Genomic DNA, 17,977 nt, shown 5'->3' with positions numbered 1-17,977 from the left:
CTCGGTAGCCTGTAGGAGTGAGCACGAATCTTTCGCGGGTGTTTGTCGCGCGCCTTCTCGGACTGGACGTCTTCGACCCGCTGGGCGACCGTCTGGGCCGCCTGCGCGACGTCGTGGTGCTCTCCCGCGGGACCAGGGGCGCCCCGCACGTGGTGGGCATCGTCGTCGAGGTTCCGGGCAAGAAGCGCGTGTTCGTGCCGATGACACGGATTACCTCCATCGACCAGATGCAGGTCATCTGCACCGGGCTGGTCAATCTGCGCCGGTTTGAACAGCGCGGCGCGGAGACCCTCGTGGTGGCCGAACTGTTCGACCGCCGGGTCACCCTTGCGGACGGCAGCGGGGATGCGACCATCGAGGACATCGCGATGGACCGGCACCGTTCCGGCGACTGGTTCGTCAGCAAACTCTTCGTCCGCCGCGGCCACTCCCTTTCGCCGCTGAGCAGGCTGCGCCGCAACGAAACCCTGATTATCGACTGGACCGATGCCCGGCAGGGCGCCAAGACCGAACCCCAGGCCGCCACCCAGTTCGTGGCCACCCATGAGGACCTCAAGCCGGCCGACTTCGCCGAAGCCCTCCAGGAGATGAGCGACAAGCGCCGCTTCGAGGTCGCGAGCGAACTCCAGGACGAGCGGCTCGCCGACGTTCTGCAGGAAATGCGCGAAGGCGACCAGGTGGAGATCCTCTCCGCCCTGGACGTCAACCGCGCCGCCGACGTCCTGGAGGAAATGGATCCCGACGACGCCGCCGACCTCCTCGCCGAACTCCCCAGCGCCCAGGCCGAGGAACTCCTGCAACTGATGGAGCCCGAAGGTGCCGAGGACGTCCGCCGACTGCTCGAATACGACGAGGACACCGCTGGCGGTCTCATGACTCCGGTTCCGGTCATCCTTCCCCCGGAGGCCACCGTGGCCGAGGCCCTGGCGCACGTCCGCCGGGAGGAGCTCTCCCCGGCCCTGGCGTCCTCGATCTTCGTAGCCCGGCCGCCGCTGGAAACGCCCACCGGGCGCTTCCTCGGCGTCGTCCACATCCAGCAGCTCCTGCGCTACCCGCCGCCGGAGCCGCTGGGCAACCTCGTGGACAAGAACCTGGAACCGGTCTCCGACCAGGCCCACATCAGCGAGGTGGCCCGGGCGCTGGCCACGTACAACCTTAATTCCCTTCCTGTTGTCAACGACGACGGACGGCTTGTGGGGGCGGTGACTGTTGACGACGTGCTGGATCACCTGCTGCCAGATGACTGGCGCGCCCACGAGGACGACGCCCCGATAAGGAAACTTGGAGGCCGCATTGGCTGATATGAGCACCCCCCGGGGTTCCGGCAGCACCCGCCCGGGCAGCAAGGCCTCCGGCGCCCTGGATACGCCGCTGAGCGGCCGGCAGCGGATCTTACCCAATTTCCGTCCAGACCCGGACGCCTTCGGCCACGCCACCGAGGGCTTCGCCCGGTTCATGGGCACACCCCAGTTCCTGATGTACATGACCGTGTTCTGTGTGTTCTGGCTGGGCTGGAACACGTGGGCCCCAGAGGCATGGCAGTTTGACTCGAGGGCGCTGGGCTTCACGCTGCTGACCCTCATGTTGTCCCTGCAGGCCTCATACGCCGCGCCGCTGCTGCTGCTGGCCCAGAACCGGCAGGATGACCGAGACAAAGTCTCGCTCCAGCAGGACCGCCAGCGGGCCGAACGCAACCTCTCGGACACCGAGTACCTGACCCGTGAACTGGCGTCCCTGCGCATCGCGCTGCGCGAGGTCGCCACCCGCGACTACGTCCGCGCCGAGCTGCGCAGCCTGCTGGAGGACATGCTGGAGGCCCAGGAGGAACTGCGCGCCCATGATCCGTCGGCCGGCTCCCACGAGCCACCGCGGGACAAGGTCAAGGAGAAGCTGAAGGACCGGCGCGACAAGCAGCGCGGCCCGCGGACCCAGCAGATCCCCCGCGTGAAGCCCGGCGGCAAGCGGGGCGTCCCGCCGGCGGATGCGCCGTCGACCCCGTCGGCAAATTCCCCGGCAACCCCCGCCGGGGGAAATGACGCCGGCCCCACCCGCCTGCCTGCACACCGCACCTCCCCCGAAAGCTGAGCCTCGCCCGCATGAGCACCCCGCTGGAACAGGCAGTGCACGCAGCACTGGCCACCGTGATCGACCCTGAACTCCGCCGGCCCATCACCGAACTCGGCATGGTGGAGTCCGTGGAGATCTCCGGCAGCGGCGGAGTGCGGATTGCGGTCCTGTTGACCATCGCCGGCTGCCCGCTGCGCGGCACTATCACCGCCGACACCGAGGCCGCATTGTCCACCGTGCCCGGTGTCACCGGCGTCGAGGTCGACCTGAAGGTGATGACCCAGGCTCAGCGGGACGCCCTCAAGGAGATGCTGCGCGGCTCGGGCGGCCAGCGCGGCATCCCCTTCAACGCGCCCGGCTCCCTGACGAAGGTGTACGCGGTGGCCAGCGGCAAGGGCGGCGTGGGCAAGTCGTCCGTGACGGTCAACCTGGCCTGCGCGCTGGCGGCGCAGGGGCTCCGTGTGGGGATCGTGGACGCGGATGTGTACGGGTTCTCCGTCCCGGCACTGATGGGCATCAGGCAGGCGCCAACCCGGGTGGACGACATGATCCTGCCGCCGGTGGCCCACGGCGTCAAGGTCATCTCCATCGGCATGTTCGTTACCGGGAACCAGCCCGTGGCGTGGCGCGGGCCGATGCTGCACCGGGCGCTCGAGCAGTTCCTGACGGACGTCTACTTCGGCGACCTCGATGCCCTCTTCCTTGACCTCCCGCCGGGCACCGGCGACATCGCGATTTCCGTCGCGCAACTGCTGCCCAAGGCGCAGATCCTGGTGGTGACCACCCCGCAGGCGGCCGCGGCCGATGTCGCGGAGCGGGCCGGGGCGATCGCCACCCAGACCGGGCAGACCCTGGCCGGCGTCGTGGAAAACATGTCCTACCTGGAACTGCCCGACGGCGGCAGGATGGAACTGTTCGGCAGCGGCGGCGGCGCTGTGCTCGCCGAGCGGCTCTCGGCCACAGTCGGTGAAGACGTGCCGCTGCTGGGTCAGATTCCGCTCGAAGTGCTGCTGCGTGAGGGCGGGGATGCGGGCGTGCCGCTGGTGCTGGGTCGTCCGGAGACACCGGCGGCGGTGGCCCTGGCCGGGATCGCCGGGAAGCTGGCGGCGGTTCCCCGCGGGCTCAAGGGCATGCACCTTGGCCTGCAGCCCCGCTGAACCTAGGTCGCCTCTGAATCGAAGGGCGCCGGTTCACCCTCGGGCAGCCGCTCAACCGGGCGGGCGGGGCGGTGTTCCGCGACGGCCGTAGCCGCAGCCGCCGTTGACACCGCGGCGGGTGCTCCCGCGCTGACCGGCTTGGTGTCGTCCTCCAGGAGGGCTTCCTTGATGATCCGGCGCGGGTCGTACTGCCGGGGATCGTACTTCTTCCAGTCGACCTCATCGATATCGATGCCGACTTCTTCCTTGATCTGTTCCCGCGCCCCGGACGCCATCCGGCGCACTTCCTTGACGATATTGGCCAGTTTCTGGGTGTATTCCGGCAACCTGCTGGGACCAATCACCAGAAGGCCGATGATCAGCAGAAGTAAGAACTCCGGTCCATTGATTCCAAGCACTTTAGGAAGATTACCCTCTCGTTCGGGCTGGCGACGACTTCGCGAAGCCCTGATGCATACGATGTCGGGCCCGCCCTCGCGTCACGGGGCCAGGCTCGCCAGGATGCGGCTCAGCCCGCGCTCCATCCGTTCCGCGATCCCGCCGCGGTGCGCCGATACCGGGGTGGCGTCGCCGGCCCGGGCAAGGGCGGTAACGGCGCCGCCGGCCTGCTCGGCCGGCAGGTCCGAGATGTAGGTGAAGGTGGCTCCCGCGGTCTGGTAAATCGCCCGGAAGGGCGGTGCAGCGTTGAGCCAGAGCGCGCCGTTCCGGGCGTCCGGGACGGCCGGCGATGCGCCGGACCGGCCGGGAGTGAAGCCGTCCGCCACGGCTGTGTGGCCGGTCAGGATGTTGATCGGCGAAGTGTCTGCCGGCCGCTCCGGAACCCCGCCAGGCGCCAACGGCGTGCCCGGGGCGTGTTGACCGGGTGCGTGCTGTTCGAGGACCGTGGCGAAGTGGCGGCCGTCCGTGAGGTGCAGCTCCAAGACCTCGTCCCCGGACAGGGCGCCGGCGCGGGCCCAGACGAGGTGGAAGCCGAGCTCCTGCAGTTCCGGACACGCCCATCCCTGCGACCGGAAGGCGGCGAGCTGACCGGCGCTGAGGGCACCGGCCGGAATGAAGTCCGGCTCGCCGACCAGGCCGAACCCGATGCGAGTCCCGCTTCCCGCCGCGACCCGGGGGTTGCTGGCTCCTTCCTCACCGGGCTGGGCCTGAACGAGAGGCCCGGCGATCTCCGGCCGCGAGAGCGCAGCGGCCTCCGTTCCGTCGGCGGGGACCCCGGCGTCGCCTCCCATGAGGTAAGCGGTACCGGCCATGAGAGCTAGCGCGGCGACCGCACCGCCTGCGGCCAGGGCCGGGGACAAGGAGCCGTGGCGGCCGCCACGTTCCGCGTCCGCCGCCGGGGTGTCGGGCCGCGCTGTACCAATCGGTTGTGGGCCGGCCGGCTGCGGGCCGGGCCGCTGTGAATCCTGCGGTTCAGCGGCCAACTGCTCGGTCCGCGCCAGGAGCCGTGCGGTCAGGTCGTCGCTGGCCTCGGGCACGGCGGCGCCGCGGAGCCGTTCGAGATACTGGCGCTCGCGCTGCTGCCGGCCGCGGCACTCGGGACACGACTCCACGTGCTCATGACGGTCGGCAGACCGCTGCCGGATAGAGCGGAGGCGGCCCCGGCCGGTCCGTTGGGAGAACCTGCACCCAGAGCCTCCCAGTAAACGTTGCAGCAGACCCATCGACCGGATCAGAGCAGGCCGGCGATGCGGGGCATCTTGAGCCGCGGCTTGAGGGACTGCTTGCCCGCCTGCGCCGGGCGGGGATCCCGGTGCGCGAGCTTTTCACGCAGCATCGTCCGGCCGCGGTGGATCCGAGACCTGACCGTCCCCAGTTTGATGTCCAGCGCCGCGGCGACTTCGTCGTAGGACAGACCCTCGAGGTCGCACAGCACGACGGCGGCGCGGAAGTCTGGGGGAAGCTCTTCGAGCGCCGCCTGAACGTCAATGTCTAGGTTGTTTAATTCGAAGCTCTGCTCCGGACCGGGATCCCGGCCCGGAATTCTCGACTCGGCGTCGTCGGCCAGCGCGTCAAAGCGGATCCGACTCTTGCGCCGCGCCTGATCCAGGAACAGGTTGGTGGTGATGCGGTGCAGCCAGCCATCCAGCGTGCCCGGCTTGAAGTTCTCCAACGAACGGAACACCCGGACGAACACCTCCTGGGTGAGGTCTTCGGCGTCGTACTTGTTTCCGGTCAGCCGGTAGGCGAGACGGTAGACCTTGGCGGAGTGGTTCGTCACCACTTCCTCCCAGGTGGGCCGCACCCATTCGGCTTCCGCCGCGGACCGGGCGGTTGGATCAGATTCCCCAGTTGCCGGGACAGGTGTCAGAACCGACATCGTCCGCTCCCCTCATGGATGGTACCTACGCCTCAATGGTGCCTGTTTGCACAGGTTCGTGCACCCTTCATTCGACGCCGATCACCACGCGGATGAGCGGATATCCATCATTTCAAAATAATCTGGGAATTTCCTGACGCCTTGCACTCTTCAGCCCAAGGCGGAACGCGTCCGCCCCGGCGGGACTCCTGCCGGGCCGCGGCGCCGCCACCTCCGTGTCCCGTCCCGCCCAACACAGTACGCTGTAGTGAGAACTCCCCCCTGCCGCCCAGAAAGCGATTACCCATGAGCGCCGATAAGTCCACGAGCTGGTCCTACGCAGAAGATCTGCCTGCCGAGGATGAGGTCCTGTTGCACGCGCGCGAACGGTCCTTCGAGCTTGGCGTGACGCCGATCGGCCCCGGCGTGGGGGCCGTGCTCACGGTGCTGGCGGCCGCGTCGAAGGCGCAGACGGCGGTGGAAATCGGCACGGGCGCCGGGGTGTCCGGTGTGTGCATCCTGCGCGGCCTGGGTCCCCACGCCGTCTTGACTACCATCGACGTCGACGTCGAACACCTCAGGGCAGCGCGCGAAGCCTTCCAGGAGGCCGGCAGCCCGGCCAACCGCACGCGCACCATTTCGGGCCGCGCCGGCGACGTGCTGCCGCGGCTGACCGACGGGGCCTACGATCTCGTCTTCATCGACGCCGACAAGCCGAACTACCCCAGCTACGTGGAGCAGGCCGTCCGGCTCCTCAAGTCCGGCGGCCTGCTGGTGGTCAACGACGCCCTTGACAAGGACCGCGTGGCGAACCCTGCGGCCCGGGACGCCACCACCGTGGTCCTGCGCCAGATCGGCAAGTCCATCCGCGACGACGACCGTCTTGCCTCCGCCATGCTGCCCACCGGCGACGGCCTGCTCATCGCAGTCAAGAAGTAAAAGCCAAGAAGCAGGAGTCCGGAACGGCAGCCGGAGCCCGACGGAAAAGGGCGGGGCCCGCAGCCTGTGGCCGGGACCCCGCCCTTTTGCGAAGCTCTTGGTGTGAAGCTATTCGGTGACGCCGACGAGGCATTCCCTGAGGTTGGTCGCCTCGGCAGCATTGAGTTCGACCACCAGCCGTCCCCCGCCTTCGAGCGGAACACGCATGATTAAGCTTCGTCCCTCTTTCGTCACTTCCATAGGGCCGTCGCCGGTGCGTGGTTTCATTGCCGCCATAAGGAATATCCCCTCCATTAGTCCCTGACATACCAGCCCGGCCGGGCTGCGTCCGCTTAGTCAATTAAGTCGCCCGGCAGCGCCCCGGGAGGCGGCCGGGACAGACTCGCCCACAGACAAACTCAGTGTGCTTCTTGTCCTTGCTTATCCTCTATTATCGCGTAACAACGCGCCCGTAGCTAATCGTTGGACTTTCCAGCGCGCCCCGCAAAGCCGGGCCGGGACCGGGACCTTGTGCTGCGGGTCACGGCGGATAGTCTCCTCCGCCGGGCAGTTGCGCCCACGCCCACAACCAGACAATCCAGACGATCTGCAGCAGGACGAACATGACCACCACGGTCCCGCGGTAGGCGCGGGAGCGTGAAACCAGGGCGGTGCTGAGGGCGAGCGGGAAAAGCGGCAGCAGCATCCGGAACGTGCTGGTCTGGGGGTGCAGGAAGACCAGCAGGTAGCCCATGTAGCAGCAGCACCAAAGCCTCAGCTCGGTGCCCAGTGCCACGACGGGCTTGGACATCATCAGCAGGGTGAAGCCGGCTACGAAGACGAAGGGCGCCAGCACGCCGAACGTCGGCCCGAAGAGCAGAATGCCGGTATCGAACCACGGTTTGAACGGCACCAGGTCATCGCCGCGCCAGGCGGTTTCTGTCTTGGTATAGGCTCCCGGATCGCCGGTCACCGCCCAGGCAACCGCCGGCCACACAAGCGCACCGACCCCGCTCACGGCGGTCAGCCCGGCCAGGGACCAGAGCTGGGCGTTGCCATGCACGGTACCCGGCTCGCCGGGCTTCGCGGCCACGCGCTCCCGGAGACGGTAAAGGAACAACACGCCCACCATGACGGCAAACGGAACACCGGTGGGCCGGGACAGGCACATCAGGAGCACCGCGGGCATGGCCCACACGTACCGGCGCTCCAGGACGAGCAGGAGCGCGGCCGCCAGCAGCAGCAGGTTGAGGGATTCGGCGTACGGCACCTGCAGCACCGGTGCCACCGGAAACATCGCGAGGAACACTGTCCCCCAAAGCGCCGTCCCGTGGGCGGCCCGGTGCCGGAAAATCCTGTACGCGACGAGGGCTGCCGCGGCCCCGCAGACCAGCGCGATGGCCGTCAGCGACCACGCGGGCCCGGTGCCCGTGAGTCCGGACAGGACCCGGCCCAGCACGGGAAACAGCGGATAGAAGGCCCACGCGTTCTCCTGGACGGCGCCGGAAGCATCCGTCGGCAGCAGCGCCGGATACCCGTTCAGCAGTGCTTCGGCGTACCAGCGGGCGTCCCAGATATTGATGAAGTTCCAGTAGTCAGGCTTGGCGGGAAACCACGGATTCACCCCCTGGTGAAGGGCGGCCGCCATGAAGATGCAGGCGCTGACCAGCCGCGCGGTGACATAGATGCCGGTCACCTGGATCCACCAGGGCCACCGCGACATCCGGGCGCCGGCGGCGGCAATCCGGTTCCACGCCGCGGCATTCAGTCCCATCGGCCCTCGCGCGGCGGGCGCGGCAATGGTCTCGGGGTCTTCCGCGTGGTTCACGAGGGCTGCTCAGTCGGCGGCCGGAGGCGTTCCAGCTCCTCCCCGAGTGCCTGGATCTTTCGGTCTTTGGCGCTGATCTGGTCGCGCAGGTCATCAAGGACCTGGTCCACCTGGTCCATCCGGTAGCCGCGGAGCCCCACAGCGAAGCGCAGGTGGTCGATGTCCGCCGGGGCGGCGTGCTCGGGCAGGAGGACCGGCGGCAGGGAGGCGACGGGTTCGTCGAAGCCGTCGTCAAAGCGCCTTTCACCGCTGCCGCGCCGGAAAACTTTCGGCGCCAGGCCGGTACCCAGGAGGACGGCGGCGCCGACCAGCACAATCGCCACGAAAACCAGGAAAAGACTCACTAGACCATCGTGCCAGACGCGGGCGGCCGGGCGCTTCAGCCCCGCGTTCCGCTGCCGTTTGCGCCGTTCGGGTTCCGGTGCCGGGCAGCACCGGCCACGACGAGTTCGACGGCCAGCGAGGGGTCGTCCACCACCTGCAGGAGGTCAAGGTCTTCCGCAGAAACCATCCCCTCGGCCACGAGGGTGTCCCGGACCCAGTCGAGCATCGGGCTCCAGAAGGTGGTTCCCACCAGCACGATCGGGAACGACGTCACCTTGTGGGTCTGCACCAGGACCATGGCTTCGAAGAGTTCGTCCAGGGTGCCCAGGCCCCCGGGCAGCACAATGAAGCCTTGGGCGTACTTGACGAACATGGTTTTGCGGGCGAAGAAGTACCGGAAGTTGATGCCCAGGTCGACCCACTGGTTCATGCCCTGCTCGAAGGGCAGCTCGATTCCGAGCCCCACCGAGACACCGTTGCCCTGCACGGCGCCCTTGTTCGCGGCCTCCATCGATCCGGGGCCGCCGCCTGTGATCACGGCCAGCCCGGCCTCGGCCAGTTTGCGTCCCACCTCGACACCAAGCTCGTAGTTCGGACTGCCCGGCACCGTGCGTGCGGAGCCGAAAACGCTGACCGCCGGGCCGAGATCGGCAAGCGCACCGAAACCTTCCACGAACTCGCTCTGGATGCGCAGGACGCGCCAGGGGTCGGTGTGGACGAACTGGCCTGGCCCCTTCGTGTCCAGCAACGTCTGGTCGGACATCGTTACTCTCGCGGCCTTGCGGCGCAGCTCCAGCGGACCCTTGTGCCGGATCCCGTTGGCCGCCGGGGCGCTGCGGACTTCACGGGACGGCTTTCCGGCCGGGTTCTGGTCGGCGTTCTGGTTCGGGCCGTGCTGCGGATCGCTACTCATCCCCATAGGCTAGCGCGGAACGCCGCCGCTGCCGCTCCGGCGCGTCGGGGACCACCCGGGCACCGGACGGCGCCACGGACTGCGGTGCCGCCGGCGGCGCGGGGCTGGCGGCGGCCCGCAGGGGACCCTGACGTGCAGGTATCTCTTGAATTACGATCTGCGGTAATCCCAGTGATTACGGTCATATCCCGTCAATCTTCGCTAGATTCTTTTTATGACTACTCAAGTGCCCGGCGATGCGCTCGTCTCCCTGAAGGCCGTGAACAAGCACTACGGCCAGCTGCACGTCCTCAAGGACATCAACCTGAATGTCCGCAAGGGCGAGGTGGTTGTTGTCATCGGCCCCTCGGGCTCCGGCAAGTCAACGCTTTGCCGCGCCATCAACCGTCTCGAGACGATCGACGACGGCGACATCAAGATCGACGGCAAGGAACTTCCCGAAGAGGGCAAGGAACTGGCGAGGCTGCGCGCCGACGTCGGAATGGTCTTCCAGTCCTTCAACCTGTTCGCCCACAAGACCATCCTGGAAAACGTCACCCTCGGCCCCATCAAGGTCAAGGGCATCTCCAAAGGCGAGGCCGACAAGGACGCCATGGCACTGCTGGAGCGCGTCGGCGTCGGGCACCAGGCCCCCAAACTTCCGGCCCAGCTCTCCGGCGGCCAGCAGCAGCGCGTTGCAATCGCCCGCGCCCTGGCCATGAAACCAAAAGTGATGCTCTTCGACGAGCCCACCTCCGCGCTCGACCCGGAAATGATCAACGAGGTCCTGGACGTCATGGTCCAGCTCGCCAAGGAAGGCATGACCATGATCGTGGTCACGCACGAGATGGGCTTCGCCCGCAAGGCGGCGGACCGGGTTGTGTTCATGGCCGACGGCCAGATCGTTGAGGACGCGACCCCCGACGAGTTCTTCAACAACCCCAAGAGCAGCCGGGCCAAGGACTTCCTGTCCAAGCTGCTGACACACTGACCGATCACGAGTTTCGCACCCTGGCCGCCGGATGGCGGCCGTCCAATGAAAGGAATGTCATGATGGCATTTTTGACCCGAAGGAAATCCCTTCTGGTTGCAGCATCCGCAGCACTGGCGCTGAGCCTGAGTGCCTGTGGCGGCAGCTCCTCCACGACCACCAACCCGCCTGTAGCCGAGAAGCCGAGCTTTGCCGCCGATTCCACCATGGCCAAGCTTGCATCCGCAGGCAAGATCACCATCGGCACCAAGTTCGACCAGCCCCTCTTCGGCCAGAAGGGCCTCGACGGCAAGCCTGTCGGCTTCGACGTCGAAATCGGCAAGCTGATTGCCGCCAAGCTGGGCATCCCCGCCGACAAGATCGAGTGGGTTGAAACTGTCTCCGCCAACCGCGAGCAGTTCATCAAGCAGGGCAAGGTGGACATGATCGTCGCCACCTACACGATCAACGACAAGCGCAAAAAAGAAGTCGACTTCGCCGGACCGTACTACGAGGCCGGCCAGGCTCTCATGGTGAACAAGGACAACAACACCATCACCAAGCCCGAGGACGTCAAGGGCAAAAACGTCTGCTCCGTGACCGGTTCCACCCCGGCATCCACGATCGTCGAGAAGTACGGAGCCGTCCTGGTGCCGGCCGCGACGTACTCCGCCTGCCTTGAACCGCTGCGGAACAAGCAGGTTGAAGCCGTGACCACCGACAACGTCATCCTGGCCGGTTTCGTATCCAAGGAGCCGGACGCCTTCAAGCTGGCATCGGATCAGACCTTCACCAAGGAGCCCTACGGCATCGGCCTGAAGAAGGACGACACCGCCTTCCGGATGTGGATCAATGACCAGCTGGAGGCTGCCGACAAGGACGGGTCCTACAAGAAGGCCTGGGAAGACACCGCCGGCACCGTCATCAAGACAACGCCCTCGCTTCCCACGATCGACCGCTACTAGCCGGCTGTGGCGGCCGCCGGGCAGCGGATCTTCCGCAGCCCGGCGGCCGCCACGTCCGTCTTTCGCTTGACTCCCCTCAACGCAGCTGAAGGAACTTATGGACGTCATCATTGAAAACCTCCCCCAGTATTGGGACGGTTTTCTCCGAACCCTCTTCCTGTCCCTGGTCTCGGGGATTATCGCCCTGATCTTCGGCACCATCCTGGCAGCCGCCCGCGTCTCGCCCGTCGCCGCCCTGCGGGGTTTCAGCATGGTGTACGTCGAGATCGTCCGGAACACCCCGCTGACCATCGCGTTCTTTTTCGCCGCCGTCGTTTTGCCCCGCCTCGGCGTCACCTTCCAGCAGTTCGAGGTCGCGGCCATCATCGCCCTGAGCGCCTACACGTCGGCCTTCATCGCCGAGGCCGTGCGCTCGGGCGTGAACAGCGTCCCGGTGGGCCAGGCGGAGGCCGCCCGCAGCATCGGCATGAAGTTCAGCCAGGTGCTCTCCCTCATCATCCTGCCGCAGGCCCTGCGCACCGTGATCCCGCCGTTGATCAACATCCTGATCGCCCTGGTCAAAAACTCCTCTGTGGCCGGCGCGTTCTATGTGCTGGAACTCTTCGGCCAGGGCAAGCAGCTGGCCAACGCCAACGGCGACGCCGTCGTGTGGGTCCTGGTCGGCGTCGCGTTCTTCTACCTGCTGATAACCGTCCCGCTTGGCCTCCTCGCCAACGTCGTTGAACGAAAGGTGGCAATCGCGCGATGAGCTCTGTTCTCTACGACGTCCCCGGCCCCAAAGCCCGCCGGATTTCGCTGATCGGCTCGATCATCGGAGTCATCGTGATCGGTGGCCTCCTCGTCCTGGCGGTGATGACCCTGGCCCAGCAGGGGATCTTCGACGCCAAACGCTGGGCGGTCTTCCAGATTCCCGATGTCTGGGTGCTGATCATCAACGGCCTCGGCGCCACACTCGCCGCCGCGGCCGTGTCCGCGGTGATTGCGTTCCCGCTGGGCCTTATCCTGTGCCTGCTGCGGATTTCGGATAACGCCTCGGTCCGGGTGCCCGTCCGGATCGTGCTGGAGTTCCTGCGCGGCATGCCCGTGGTGCTCATGATGCTGTTCGTTCTGCTTGTGTTCGCCACCAGCTCGTTCGTCGCCGTCGTGGCCGGCCTGGTCCTGTACAACTCGGCGATCTTTGCCGAGATCATCCGTGCCGGCGTCCAGTCGCTGCCCAAGGGCCAGCGCGAGGCGGGCCTGGCGATCGGCCTGACCAGTTTCCAGTCCCGGCTGACCATCGAGCTGCCGCAGGCCATCCGGCGCATGCTGCCCTCGCTGGTCGCGCAGCTGGTGGTGCTGCTGAAGGACACCTCGCTCGGCTACATCGTCGCCTATGGCGAGCTGCTCCGGGCCGTGCAGGTCATGGCCGACTTCCTCGGCCCGCAGTACCTGTTCCCGGTGTTCTTCGTGGCCGCTGCCATTTACATCGCGATCGACCTGGCCGTCTCCCGCCTCGCCATCTGGCTCGAACGCCGCGGCTCCAAGCGGGCCGCCGGCGGCGTGGCTCACGTGCCGGTCGCCGGGATCGCCGCCAAGTAGGTTCTTTCAATGCATGAAGGGTCCGGAACCTTTTAGGGGTTCCGGACCCTTCATGCATTTCGGAGGTCAGTCGCTGCGGCGCCCAGGCGCTGTGGCGTTCAGGCGCTGAGCCAGGTCCGGAGCGCCCGCAGGCATTCCCGGATCGCGTCCGCCTCGACGTGCTCGTTGTCCTTGTGCGCCAGCAGCGCGTCGCCGGGGCCAAAGTTCACCGCCGGGATGCCCAGTTCGCTGAACCGTGCGACGTCGGTCCAGCCGTATTTGGGCTTTGGCTCAGCGCCAACGGCAGCGACGAACGACGCGGCGGCCGGATGGTGCAGTCCCGGCCGTGCACCGGCGGCGCCGTCCGTGCGGACGACGTCGAATCCGTCCAGCAGGTCCCGGACATGCGCCTCGGCCCCCTCCAGTGACTTGTCCGGCGCGAACCGGTAGTTGATTTCGACGACACACTTGTCGGGGATGACGTTTCCGGCCGTGCCGCCGTGAATCTTCACGGCGTTGAGGCTTTCGCGGTAGTCGAGGCCGTCAACTGTGACGGTCTGCGGCTCGTACGCCGCCAGCCGATCCAGAATCGGGGCCGCGGCGTGGATGGCGTTGCTGCCCATCCAGGCCCGGGCCGAGTGTGCTGCCTCGCCCAGGGTGGTCACCTCGAAGCGGCTGGTGCCGTTGCACCCGCCCTCCACCGTCCCGTCGGTCGGCTCGAGCAGGATCGCGAAGTCTCCGCCCAGCAGGGATCCGTGGTTGCGGACCAGCCGGCCCAGTCCGCTCTTCACGGCCTCGACTTCCTCATGGTCGTAAAAGACGAACGTGACGTCCTTGTCGGGCTCCGCCCCGCCGTCGAACATGGTCGCTGCCAGCGCCAGCTGCACGGCGACGCCGCCCTTCATGTCAGTGGCGCCGCGGCCGTAAAGGACGCCCTCCCCCGGCGCTCCGGAGGGCCAGTAGGAAGGGACGGTGCCGAGGGAGCCTTCGGTGGTGGGGAGCGGGACCGTGTCCAGGTGCCCGGCGAGGATCACCCGTTCGGCGCGGCCGAGGTTCGTGCGGGCGATGATTGAGTCGCCATCGCGGACCAACTCCAGTTGGGGCAGCGTGCGGAGGGTTTGCTCCACGGCATCGGCCAGGACCTTTTCGCTGCCGGACACGCTGTTGATGTCGATCAGGGCCGCCGTGAGCAGGGCGACGTCCTGGCGAAGGTCGAGGTGGACGGCGCTGGAGGCCGCACCGGCGGGGGCGCCGGACGCGGCGCGGACGGTGTCGGCGCTGGTGGGGGTGCGGGGGTTCGTCGGGGTCACCGTTCCACTGTATCCTCCTGCCTCTCTCCGGAGCGGCTCCCACCGACTCCTAGCACGGGCCGTTCTGGGCGCCCGGAACGGCCCATGCCGCGACTCAGGCGGGCTGTCACGAGTTTCAGCGCGCGGACGCCCTCGTTAGACTTGGGACATGACTGAAACTGCTGCTTCCGCTGTGCCCGCCGACGCCCGCCCCGACGCCCGTTCTGCCTTCGGCTATGGGGTGGCCACCGTGTCCACCCGCAACGGTGAGGCCACCGTGCTGGACGTCTGGTATCCGGCACCGGCGCTGGGAATCGCGGCGGAACATCTCCGCGACGTGGCGAATGCGGACCAGTCGCTGATCGACGTCGCCGCGAACGGCACCGACCCGGACCGCGGGACGGAGCAGCAGGTCGTGTTCGCCCAGATCAACCTCGACGAGGCACCGGCAGACACGGCGGACGCCTACCTTCGCCTGCACTTGCTCTCGCACCGACTCGTCCAGCCCAACAGCATCAACCTCGACGGCATCTTCGGCAAGCTCCCCAACGTGGTGTGGACCAACTTCGGCCCCGCGGCCGTTGAGGACTTCGAGCTCACCCGTGCACGCCTGCGCAAGCGCGGCGCCGTCACCGTCTTCGGCGTCGACAAGTTCCCCCGCATGGTGGACTACGTGGTGCCCTCCGGCGTCCGGATCGCCGACGCCGGCCGGGTCCGGCTGGGCGCGCACCTTGCCGAAGGCACCACCGTCATGCACGAGGGCTTTGTGAATTTCAATGCCGGAACGCTGGGCACCTCCATGGTCGAGGGCCGGATCTCGGCCGGCGTCGTCGCCGGGGACGGGTCCGACGTCGGCGGCGGCGCCTCGATCATGGGCACCCTCTCCGGCGGCGGCAAGGAAAAGATCGCCCTTGGGGAGCGCGTCCTCCTGGGCGCCAACTCCGGCGTGGGCATCAGCTTGGGCGACGATTCCGTGGTGGAGGCCGGCCTCTACGTCACCGCCGGCACCCGCGTGCGCGTCATCAGCCCGCGGGATGCCGAGGGCGAGGACACCAGCCGGGTAGTAAAGGCCGTGGAGCTTTCCGGGGTTCCGAACCTGCTGTTCCGCCGCAATTCCACCACCGGGGCCGTCGAAGCGCTGCCCCGGAAGGGCCAGACCGTGGAACTCAACGCGGACCTGCACGCCAACTGACCGTACCGGCTGGTACGGTATGGCGGGCGGTGGGAACCGCCCGCCAGGGACAGTCCCGACGATGTAGCAGCCCGAAAGGGCCTGAGGGAGTTAGTTTTCGTGGCACGACGAGGGAGCTGGCGGCGCCGGATCGTCCTTCTGCTGACCCTGGCGATGGTCGCCGGTGCGATCTACACCGCGGTGGCGTTCCTGCAACGGTCGGAAACGCTGGTCACTGAACGCTGCACGGCCGCGGGCAGCGGAGGCGATGACCTCGCGACCGACCAGGCGGCCAATGCTGCTCTGATCACCGCCGTGGCGGTCCGCCGCGGACTTCCGGCCCGGGCCGCCAGCATCGCACTGGCCACCTCCATGCAGGAATCCAAGCTGCGCAACATCGGCCATGGCGACCAGGCCGGCCCCGACTCGCGCGGACTGTTCCAGCAGCGGCCCTCGCAGGGCTGGGGGACGACGGCGCAGGTGATGGACCCCTATCACGCCAGCAACGCGTTCTACGATGCGCTCGTGGAGATCTCGGGCTACCAGACGCTGGACATCACCGACGCCGCCCAGCAGGTCCAGCACTCGGCGTTCCCGGGCGCCTATGCCCGGCATGAGGGCCTGGCCCGCGCGTTCGCCTCTGCCCTGAGCGGCCAGACGCCCGCGGGCCTGGACTGCTCGCTGCGTTCCCCCGACGCTGCCGGGGATCCGGCTACTGTCGCGGAGGAAATGACCGCGGCGCTCGGCGTCGTCCCGGCCTCAACCGACGACCGGACGGTGCTGGTGGAGGCTGCAGGCGCCCAGGCGTGGTCGGTGGCGCAGTGGGCCGTGGCCAACGCCAAAGCGCTCTCCATCACCAGCGTCGACGTCGATGGCCACTCCTGGAACCGGCAGTCTCGCAACGGCTGGCAGCCTGCGCAGGTCCCCGCCGGGCTGGTCCGGGTGACCGTCGCCGACGCGCCCGGCAATTAGCCGCGCTCCCCTGGGATCCGTCCACACTCCGGAACACCAGCCGCGCGCCGCACCGCTGGGTCCAGGGAGCCCGCAGCGGCTCACACGAGCAGATCCACCACCGGCTGCACGTAGCTGCGGAACAGTTCCCGCTCGGATAACAGCTCGTGGCTCATGATCATCTTGTCCGGCTCGAGATACCACGCCCGCGGCTCCGCCAGCGGAAGTTCGATAATCGTCAGGCTGAAATCCCTCGCGGGGCGGCCAACATCCAGCAGGCGGTCCTCCACCATGTCCGCCAGCAGTTGGTTGTTGCTGTTGGCTTCACGTTCCGCCTCCAGGGCCACGTATTCCCCGCGGCGTTCCCGCGCCCACGTCAGCGCGGCGCCGAAGTGCGCCTGCAGCACCCGCCGGAGCGCCGGTGAATTGCTGAACGCTCGGAAGCCCGGCGGAGAAAGCTCCGGCGACATGTCGGGGTGGGCTTTCAGGAGCTGGTCCCACCATGCCTCCCACTCGGTCCTGAGCGCGGCGGCCCCTCCCACCTCGCCGATCAGATGCGTATGGTCCGCCGCCCGGATCTTCGGAGCCACGTGGCAGAGCGCCGGATGCCCCGCAGTGTCCAGTCCGGCGGCGTCACGAACATAAAGGGCAATGAGCATGGGACCAGAAGTATCCATGGTGATCCGCCAGCCAGGTCCGCCGGTGTGGTGCATCCAATTGCCTCCCTTGGCAAGCCGTACGATCCCAGTCTATTCCTGATGTTATTGCACGTTAACGGAGGGTCGGTCCGCCGGCCACCCTGCGGTAAAGGCCCTCCAGATGGGCCTCCAGCACGTCCCTGCACATCGCGGCTGTCATCCATTCCGACTGCAGGAGGACATGCATCGTCAGCCCGTCGAGGATGGCCAGCAGCAGTTCGGCTTCGGTAACGAGCACCTGCTGGTCGACGCCGCCCGCGGCGTCCCCGGCTGCGGCGTCAGCGCCGTCCGCGGCCAGGCCAAGGATGAGGCCGCCCACGACGGCAGCCACGGCGCGATGGCTTCGGTCGGCCTCCGCGGCCAAAAACGGCTTGGTCCGGGCGGCGTTCTTGAACGCCATCCAGACGCAGGCGTCGACCGCCCGCTCCTCATCCAGCGGGAGAAACTCCTCCAGGATCGCCACCACAGCACTGTGGCGCTCCGCCGACCGCGGCGTCAAATCGGCCAGCCGGGAGTCCGCGGCGGTAAGGCGACCCGTGATCCGGTCCACCACCACCGCGAACGCATGGGAGAGCAGCTCGTCGCTGCTGGCGAAATAGTGCCGCACCGATCCGACAGCCAGCTGGGCCTCATCGGCGACCTCCCGGAGGGAGGCCCGCTCCAGGCCATCGGCCGCGATGATCCTGAAGACCGCGTCAACTACTTCCTGGCGCCGGATTACGGCGTCGACAAATTTGGGCACTGGTCTTTTTTAGCACGTTCGTGTCACTGCCCGGGCGGGGCACACCGGCGCCGCCGGTGGCGTCGCGCACGTCACAGGGCATGCTCCCCAAGCACGACGCCGGCCGCGCACCTCAGCGGAGGTGCGCGGCCCGCGTCGTGCTCGCCATGAAG

20 protein-coding genes are annotated in these 17,977 nt (G+C 67.6%); 10 read left to right on the top strand and 10 right to left on the bottom strand.

What is annotated here, in order from left to right:
• Nucleotides 1-17: 17 nt before the first annotated feature.
• Genes ACFVVK_RS03765 through ACFVVK_RS03755 form a run of 3 tightly spaced genes read left to right on the top strand, consistent with a single transcriptional unit; the run spans nucleotide 18 to nucleotide 3,224 of the window.
• Nucleotides 18-1,301, top strand: coding sequence for a magnesium transporter MgtE N-terminal domain-containing protein (locus ACFVVK_RS03765; protein WP_390263662.1), 1,284 nt, complete (start codon nucleotides 18-20; stop codon nucleotides 1,299-1,301).
• A complete protein-coding gene (locus ACFVVK_RS03760; protein ID WP_390263659.1) occupies nucleotides 1,282-2,085 on the top strand; it encodes a DUF1003 domain-containing protein in 804 nt (267 codons plus the stop codon). The genes ACFVVK_RS03765 and ACFVVK_RS03760 overlap by 20 nt, the downstream gene beginning before the upstream one ends.
• An 11-nt stretch (nucleotides 2,086-2,096) precedes the next feature.
• Nucleotides 2,097-3,224, top strand: coding sequence for an Mrp/NBP35 family ATP-binding protein (locus tag ACFVVK_RS03755; protein ID WP_390263657.1), 1,128 nt, complete (start codon nucleotides 2,097-2,099; stop codon nucleotides 3,222-3,224).
• Nucleotides 3,225-3,226: 2 nt separating this feature from the next.
• Here ACFVVK_RS03755 and ACFVVK_RS03750 read toward each other — a convergent pair whose 3' ends face one another.
• The 3 genes from ACFVVK_RS03750 to sigE all read right to left on the bottom strand — a co-directional run bounded on the left by ACFVVK_RS03750 (nucleotide 3,227) and on the right by sigE (nucleotide 5,541).
• Nucleotides 3,227-3,622, bottom strand: a complete 396-nt coding sequence (locus ACFVVK_RS03750; RefSeq protein ID WP_390263654.1) for a twin-arginine translocase TatA/TatE family subunit — start codon at nucleotides 3,620-3,622, stop codon at nucleotides 3,227-3,229.
• An 81-nt stretch (nucleotides 3,623-3,703) separates the two neighbouring features.
• Nucleotides 3,704-4,774 (bottom strand): hypothetical protein, encoded by a 1,071-nt coding sequence (locus tag ACFVVK_RS03745; protein ID WP_390263651.1) that lies wholly within the window; start codon nucleotides 4,772-4,774, stop codon nucleotides 3,704-3,706.
• Between the two features lie 119 nt (nucleotides 4,775-4,893).
• Complete coding sequence (gene sigE / locus ACFVVK_RS03740; RefSeq protein WP_390263648.1) at nucleotides 4,894-5,541, bottom strand: RNA polymerase sigma factor SigE; 648 nt, start codon at nucleotides 5,539-5,541, stop codon at nucleotides 4,894-4,896.
• Nucleotides 5,542-5,826: 285 nt separating this feature from the next.
• Here sigE and ACFVVK_RS03735 point away from each other — a divergent pair, with 285 nt between their 5' ends.
• Nucleotides 5,827-6,459, top strand: coding sequence for an O-methyltransferase (locus tag ACFVVK_RS03735; RefSeq protein WP_390263645.1), 633 nt, complete (start codon nucleotides 5,827-5,829; stop codon nucleotides 6,457-6,459).
• Nucleotides 6,460-6,567: 108 nt separating this feature from the next.
• On the opposite strand, the gene ACFVVK_RS03730 is transcribed toward ACFVVK_RS03735, so the two are convergent.
• The 4 genes from ACFVVK_RS03730 to ACFVVK_RS03715 form a co-directional block, all read right to left on the bottom strand.
• The gene (locus ACFVVK_RS03730; protein ID WP_390263642.1) at nucleotides 6,568-6,735 is read right to left on the bottom strand and encodes a DUF3117 domain-containing protein; all 168 of its coding nucleotides are present in this window, start codon (nucleotides 6,733-6,735) and stop codon (nucleotides 6,568-6,570) included.
• Between the two features lie 244 nt (nucleotides 6,736-6,979).
• Nucleotides 6,980-8,212, bottom strand: a complete 1,233-nt coding sequence (locus ACFVVK_RS03725) for a hypothetical protein (RefSeq protein WP_390264337.1) — start codon at nucleotides 8,210-8,212, stop codon at nucleotides 6,980-6,982.
• A gap of 50 nt (nucleotides 8,213-8,262) precedes the next feature.
• Entirely contained in the window at nucleotides 8,263-8,610 is a 348-nt protein-coding gene (locus tag ACFVVK_RS03720) for a DivIVA domain-containing protein (protein ID WP_390263639.1), read from the bottom strand.
• Between the two features lie 35 nt (nucleotides 8,611-8,645).
• Nucleotides 8,646-9,353: a TIGR00730 family Rossman fold protein gene (locus tag ACFVVK_RS03715; protein ID WP_390264334.1), complete on the bottom strand. Its 708-nt coding sequence runs from the start codon at nucleotides 9,351-9,353 to the stop codon at nucleotides 8,646-8,648.
• A gap of 364 nt (nucleotides 9,354-9,717) precedes the next feature.
• Between ACFVVK_RS03715 and ACFVVK_RS03710 the strand changes: the two genes are divergently transcribed.
• The 4 genes from ACFVVK_RS03710 to ACFVVK_RS03695 all read left to right on the top strand — a co-directional run bounded on the left by ACFVVK_RS03710 (nucleotide 9,718) and on the right by ACFVVK_RS03695 (nucleotide 12,995).
• Nucleotides 9,718-10,473 carry an amino acid ABC transporter ATP-binding protein gene (locus tag ACFVVK_RS03710; protein ID WP_390263636.1) on the top strand — a complete coding sequence of 252 codons (756 nt, stop codon included), beginning with the start codon at nucleotides 9,718-9,720 and terminating at the stop codon, nucleotides 10,471-10,473.
• Between the two features lie 59 nt (nucleotides 10,474-10,532).
• Nucleotides 10,533-11,417: a glutamate ABC transporter substrate-binding protein gene (locus tag ACFVVK_RS03705; RefSeq protein WP_390263633.1), complete on the top strand. Its 885-nt coding sequence runs from the start codon at nucleotides 10,533-10,535 to the stop codon at nucleotides 11,415-11,417.
• A 97-nt stretch (nucleotides 11,418-11,514) separates the two neighbouring features.
• Nucleotides 11,515-12,165 (top strand): amino acid ABC transporter permease, encoded by a 651-nt coding sequence (locus ACFVVK_RS03700; protein WP_390263630.1) that lies wholly within the window; start codon nucleotides 11,515-11,517, stop codon nucleotides 12,163-12,165.
• Nucleotides 12,162-12,995 carry an amino acid ABC transporter permease gene (locus tag ACFVVK_RS03695; protein WP_390263628.1) on the top strand — a complete coding sequence of 278 codons (834 nt, stop codon included), beginning with the start codon at nucleotides 12,162-12,164 and terminating at the stop codon, nucleotides 12,993-12,995. Before ACFVVK_RS03700 ends, ACFVVK_RS03695 begins: the two co-directional genes overlap by 4 nt.
• Before the next feature lie 98 nt (nucleotides 12,996-13,093).
• Here ACFVVK_RS03695 and dapE read toward each other — a convergent pair whose 3' ends face one another.
• Entirely contained in the window at nucleotides 13,094-14,284 is a 1,191-nt protein-coding gene (gene dapE / locus ACFVVK_RS03690; protein WP_390263625.1) for a succinyl-diaminopimelate desuccinylase, read from the bottom strand.
• A gap of 148 nt (nucleotides 14,285-14,432) precedes the next feature.
• Here dapE and dapD point away from each other — a divergent pair, with 148 nt between their 5' ends.
• Both dapD and ACFVVK_RS03680 read left to right on the top strand, forming a co-directional pair.
• Entirely contained in the window at nucleotides 14,433-15,455 is a 1,023-nt protein-coding gene (gene dapD / locus ACFVVK_RS03685) for a 2,3,4,5-tetrahydropyridine-2,6-dicarboxylate N-succinyltransferase (protein ID WP_390263622.1), read from the top strand.
• Nucleotides 15,456-15,554: 99 nt separating this feature from the next.
• Nucleotides 15,555-16,406 carry a hypothetical protein gene (locus tag ACFVVK_RS03680; RefSeq protein WP_390263619.1) on the top strand — a complete coding sequence of 284 codons (852 nt, stop codon included), beginning with the start codon at nucleotides 15,555-15,557 and terminating at the stop codon, nucleotides 16,404-16,406.
• Between the two features lie 80 nt (nucleotides 16,407-16,486).
• Here the strand turns inward: ACFVVK_RS03680 and ACFVVK_RS03675 are convergent, their stop codons facing one another.
• Together ACFVVK_RS03675 and ACFVVK_RS03670 are read right to left on the bottom strand one after the other, a co-directional pair.
• Nucleotides 16,487-17,098 carry a hypothetical protein gene (locus ACFVVK_RS03675; protein ID WP_090950596.1) on the bottom strand — a complete coding sequence of 204 codons (612 nt, stop codon included), beginning with the start codon at nucleotides 17,096-17,098 and terminating at the stop codon, nucleotides 16,487-16,489.
• Between the two features lie 58 nt (nucleotides 17,099-17,156).
• Complete coding sequence (locus ACFVVK_RS03670; protein WP_390263616.1) at nucleotides 17,157-17,825, bottom strand: TetR/AcrR family transcriptional regulator; 669 nt, start codon at nucleotides 17,823-17,825, stop codon at nucleotides 17,157-17,159.
• Nucleotides 17,826-17,977: the final 152 nt, after the last annotated feature.

This window comes from Arthrobacter sp. NPDC058192 (genome assembly GCF_042883665.1).
Lineage (GTDB): Bacteria > Actinomycetota > Actinomycetes > Actinomycetales > Micrococcaceae > Arthrobacter.
Note: the sequence above shows the minus strand (reverse complement) of the source record. Positions and strands in the feature narration are given on the sequence as shown.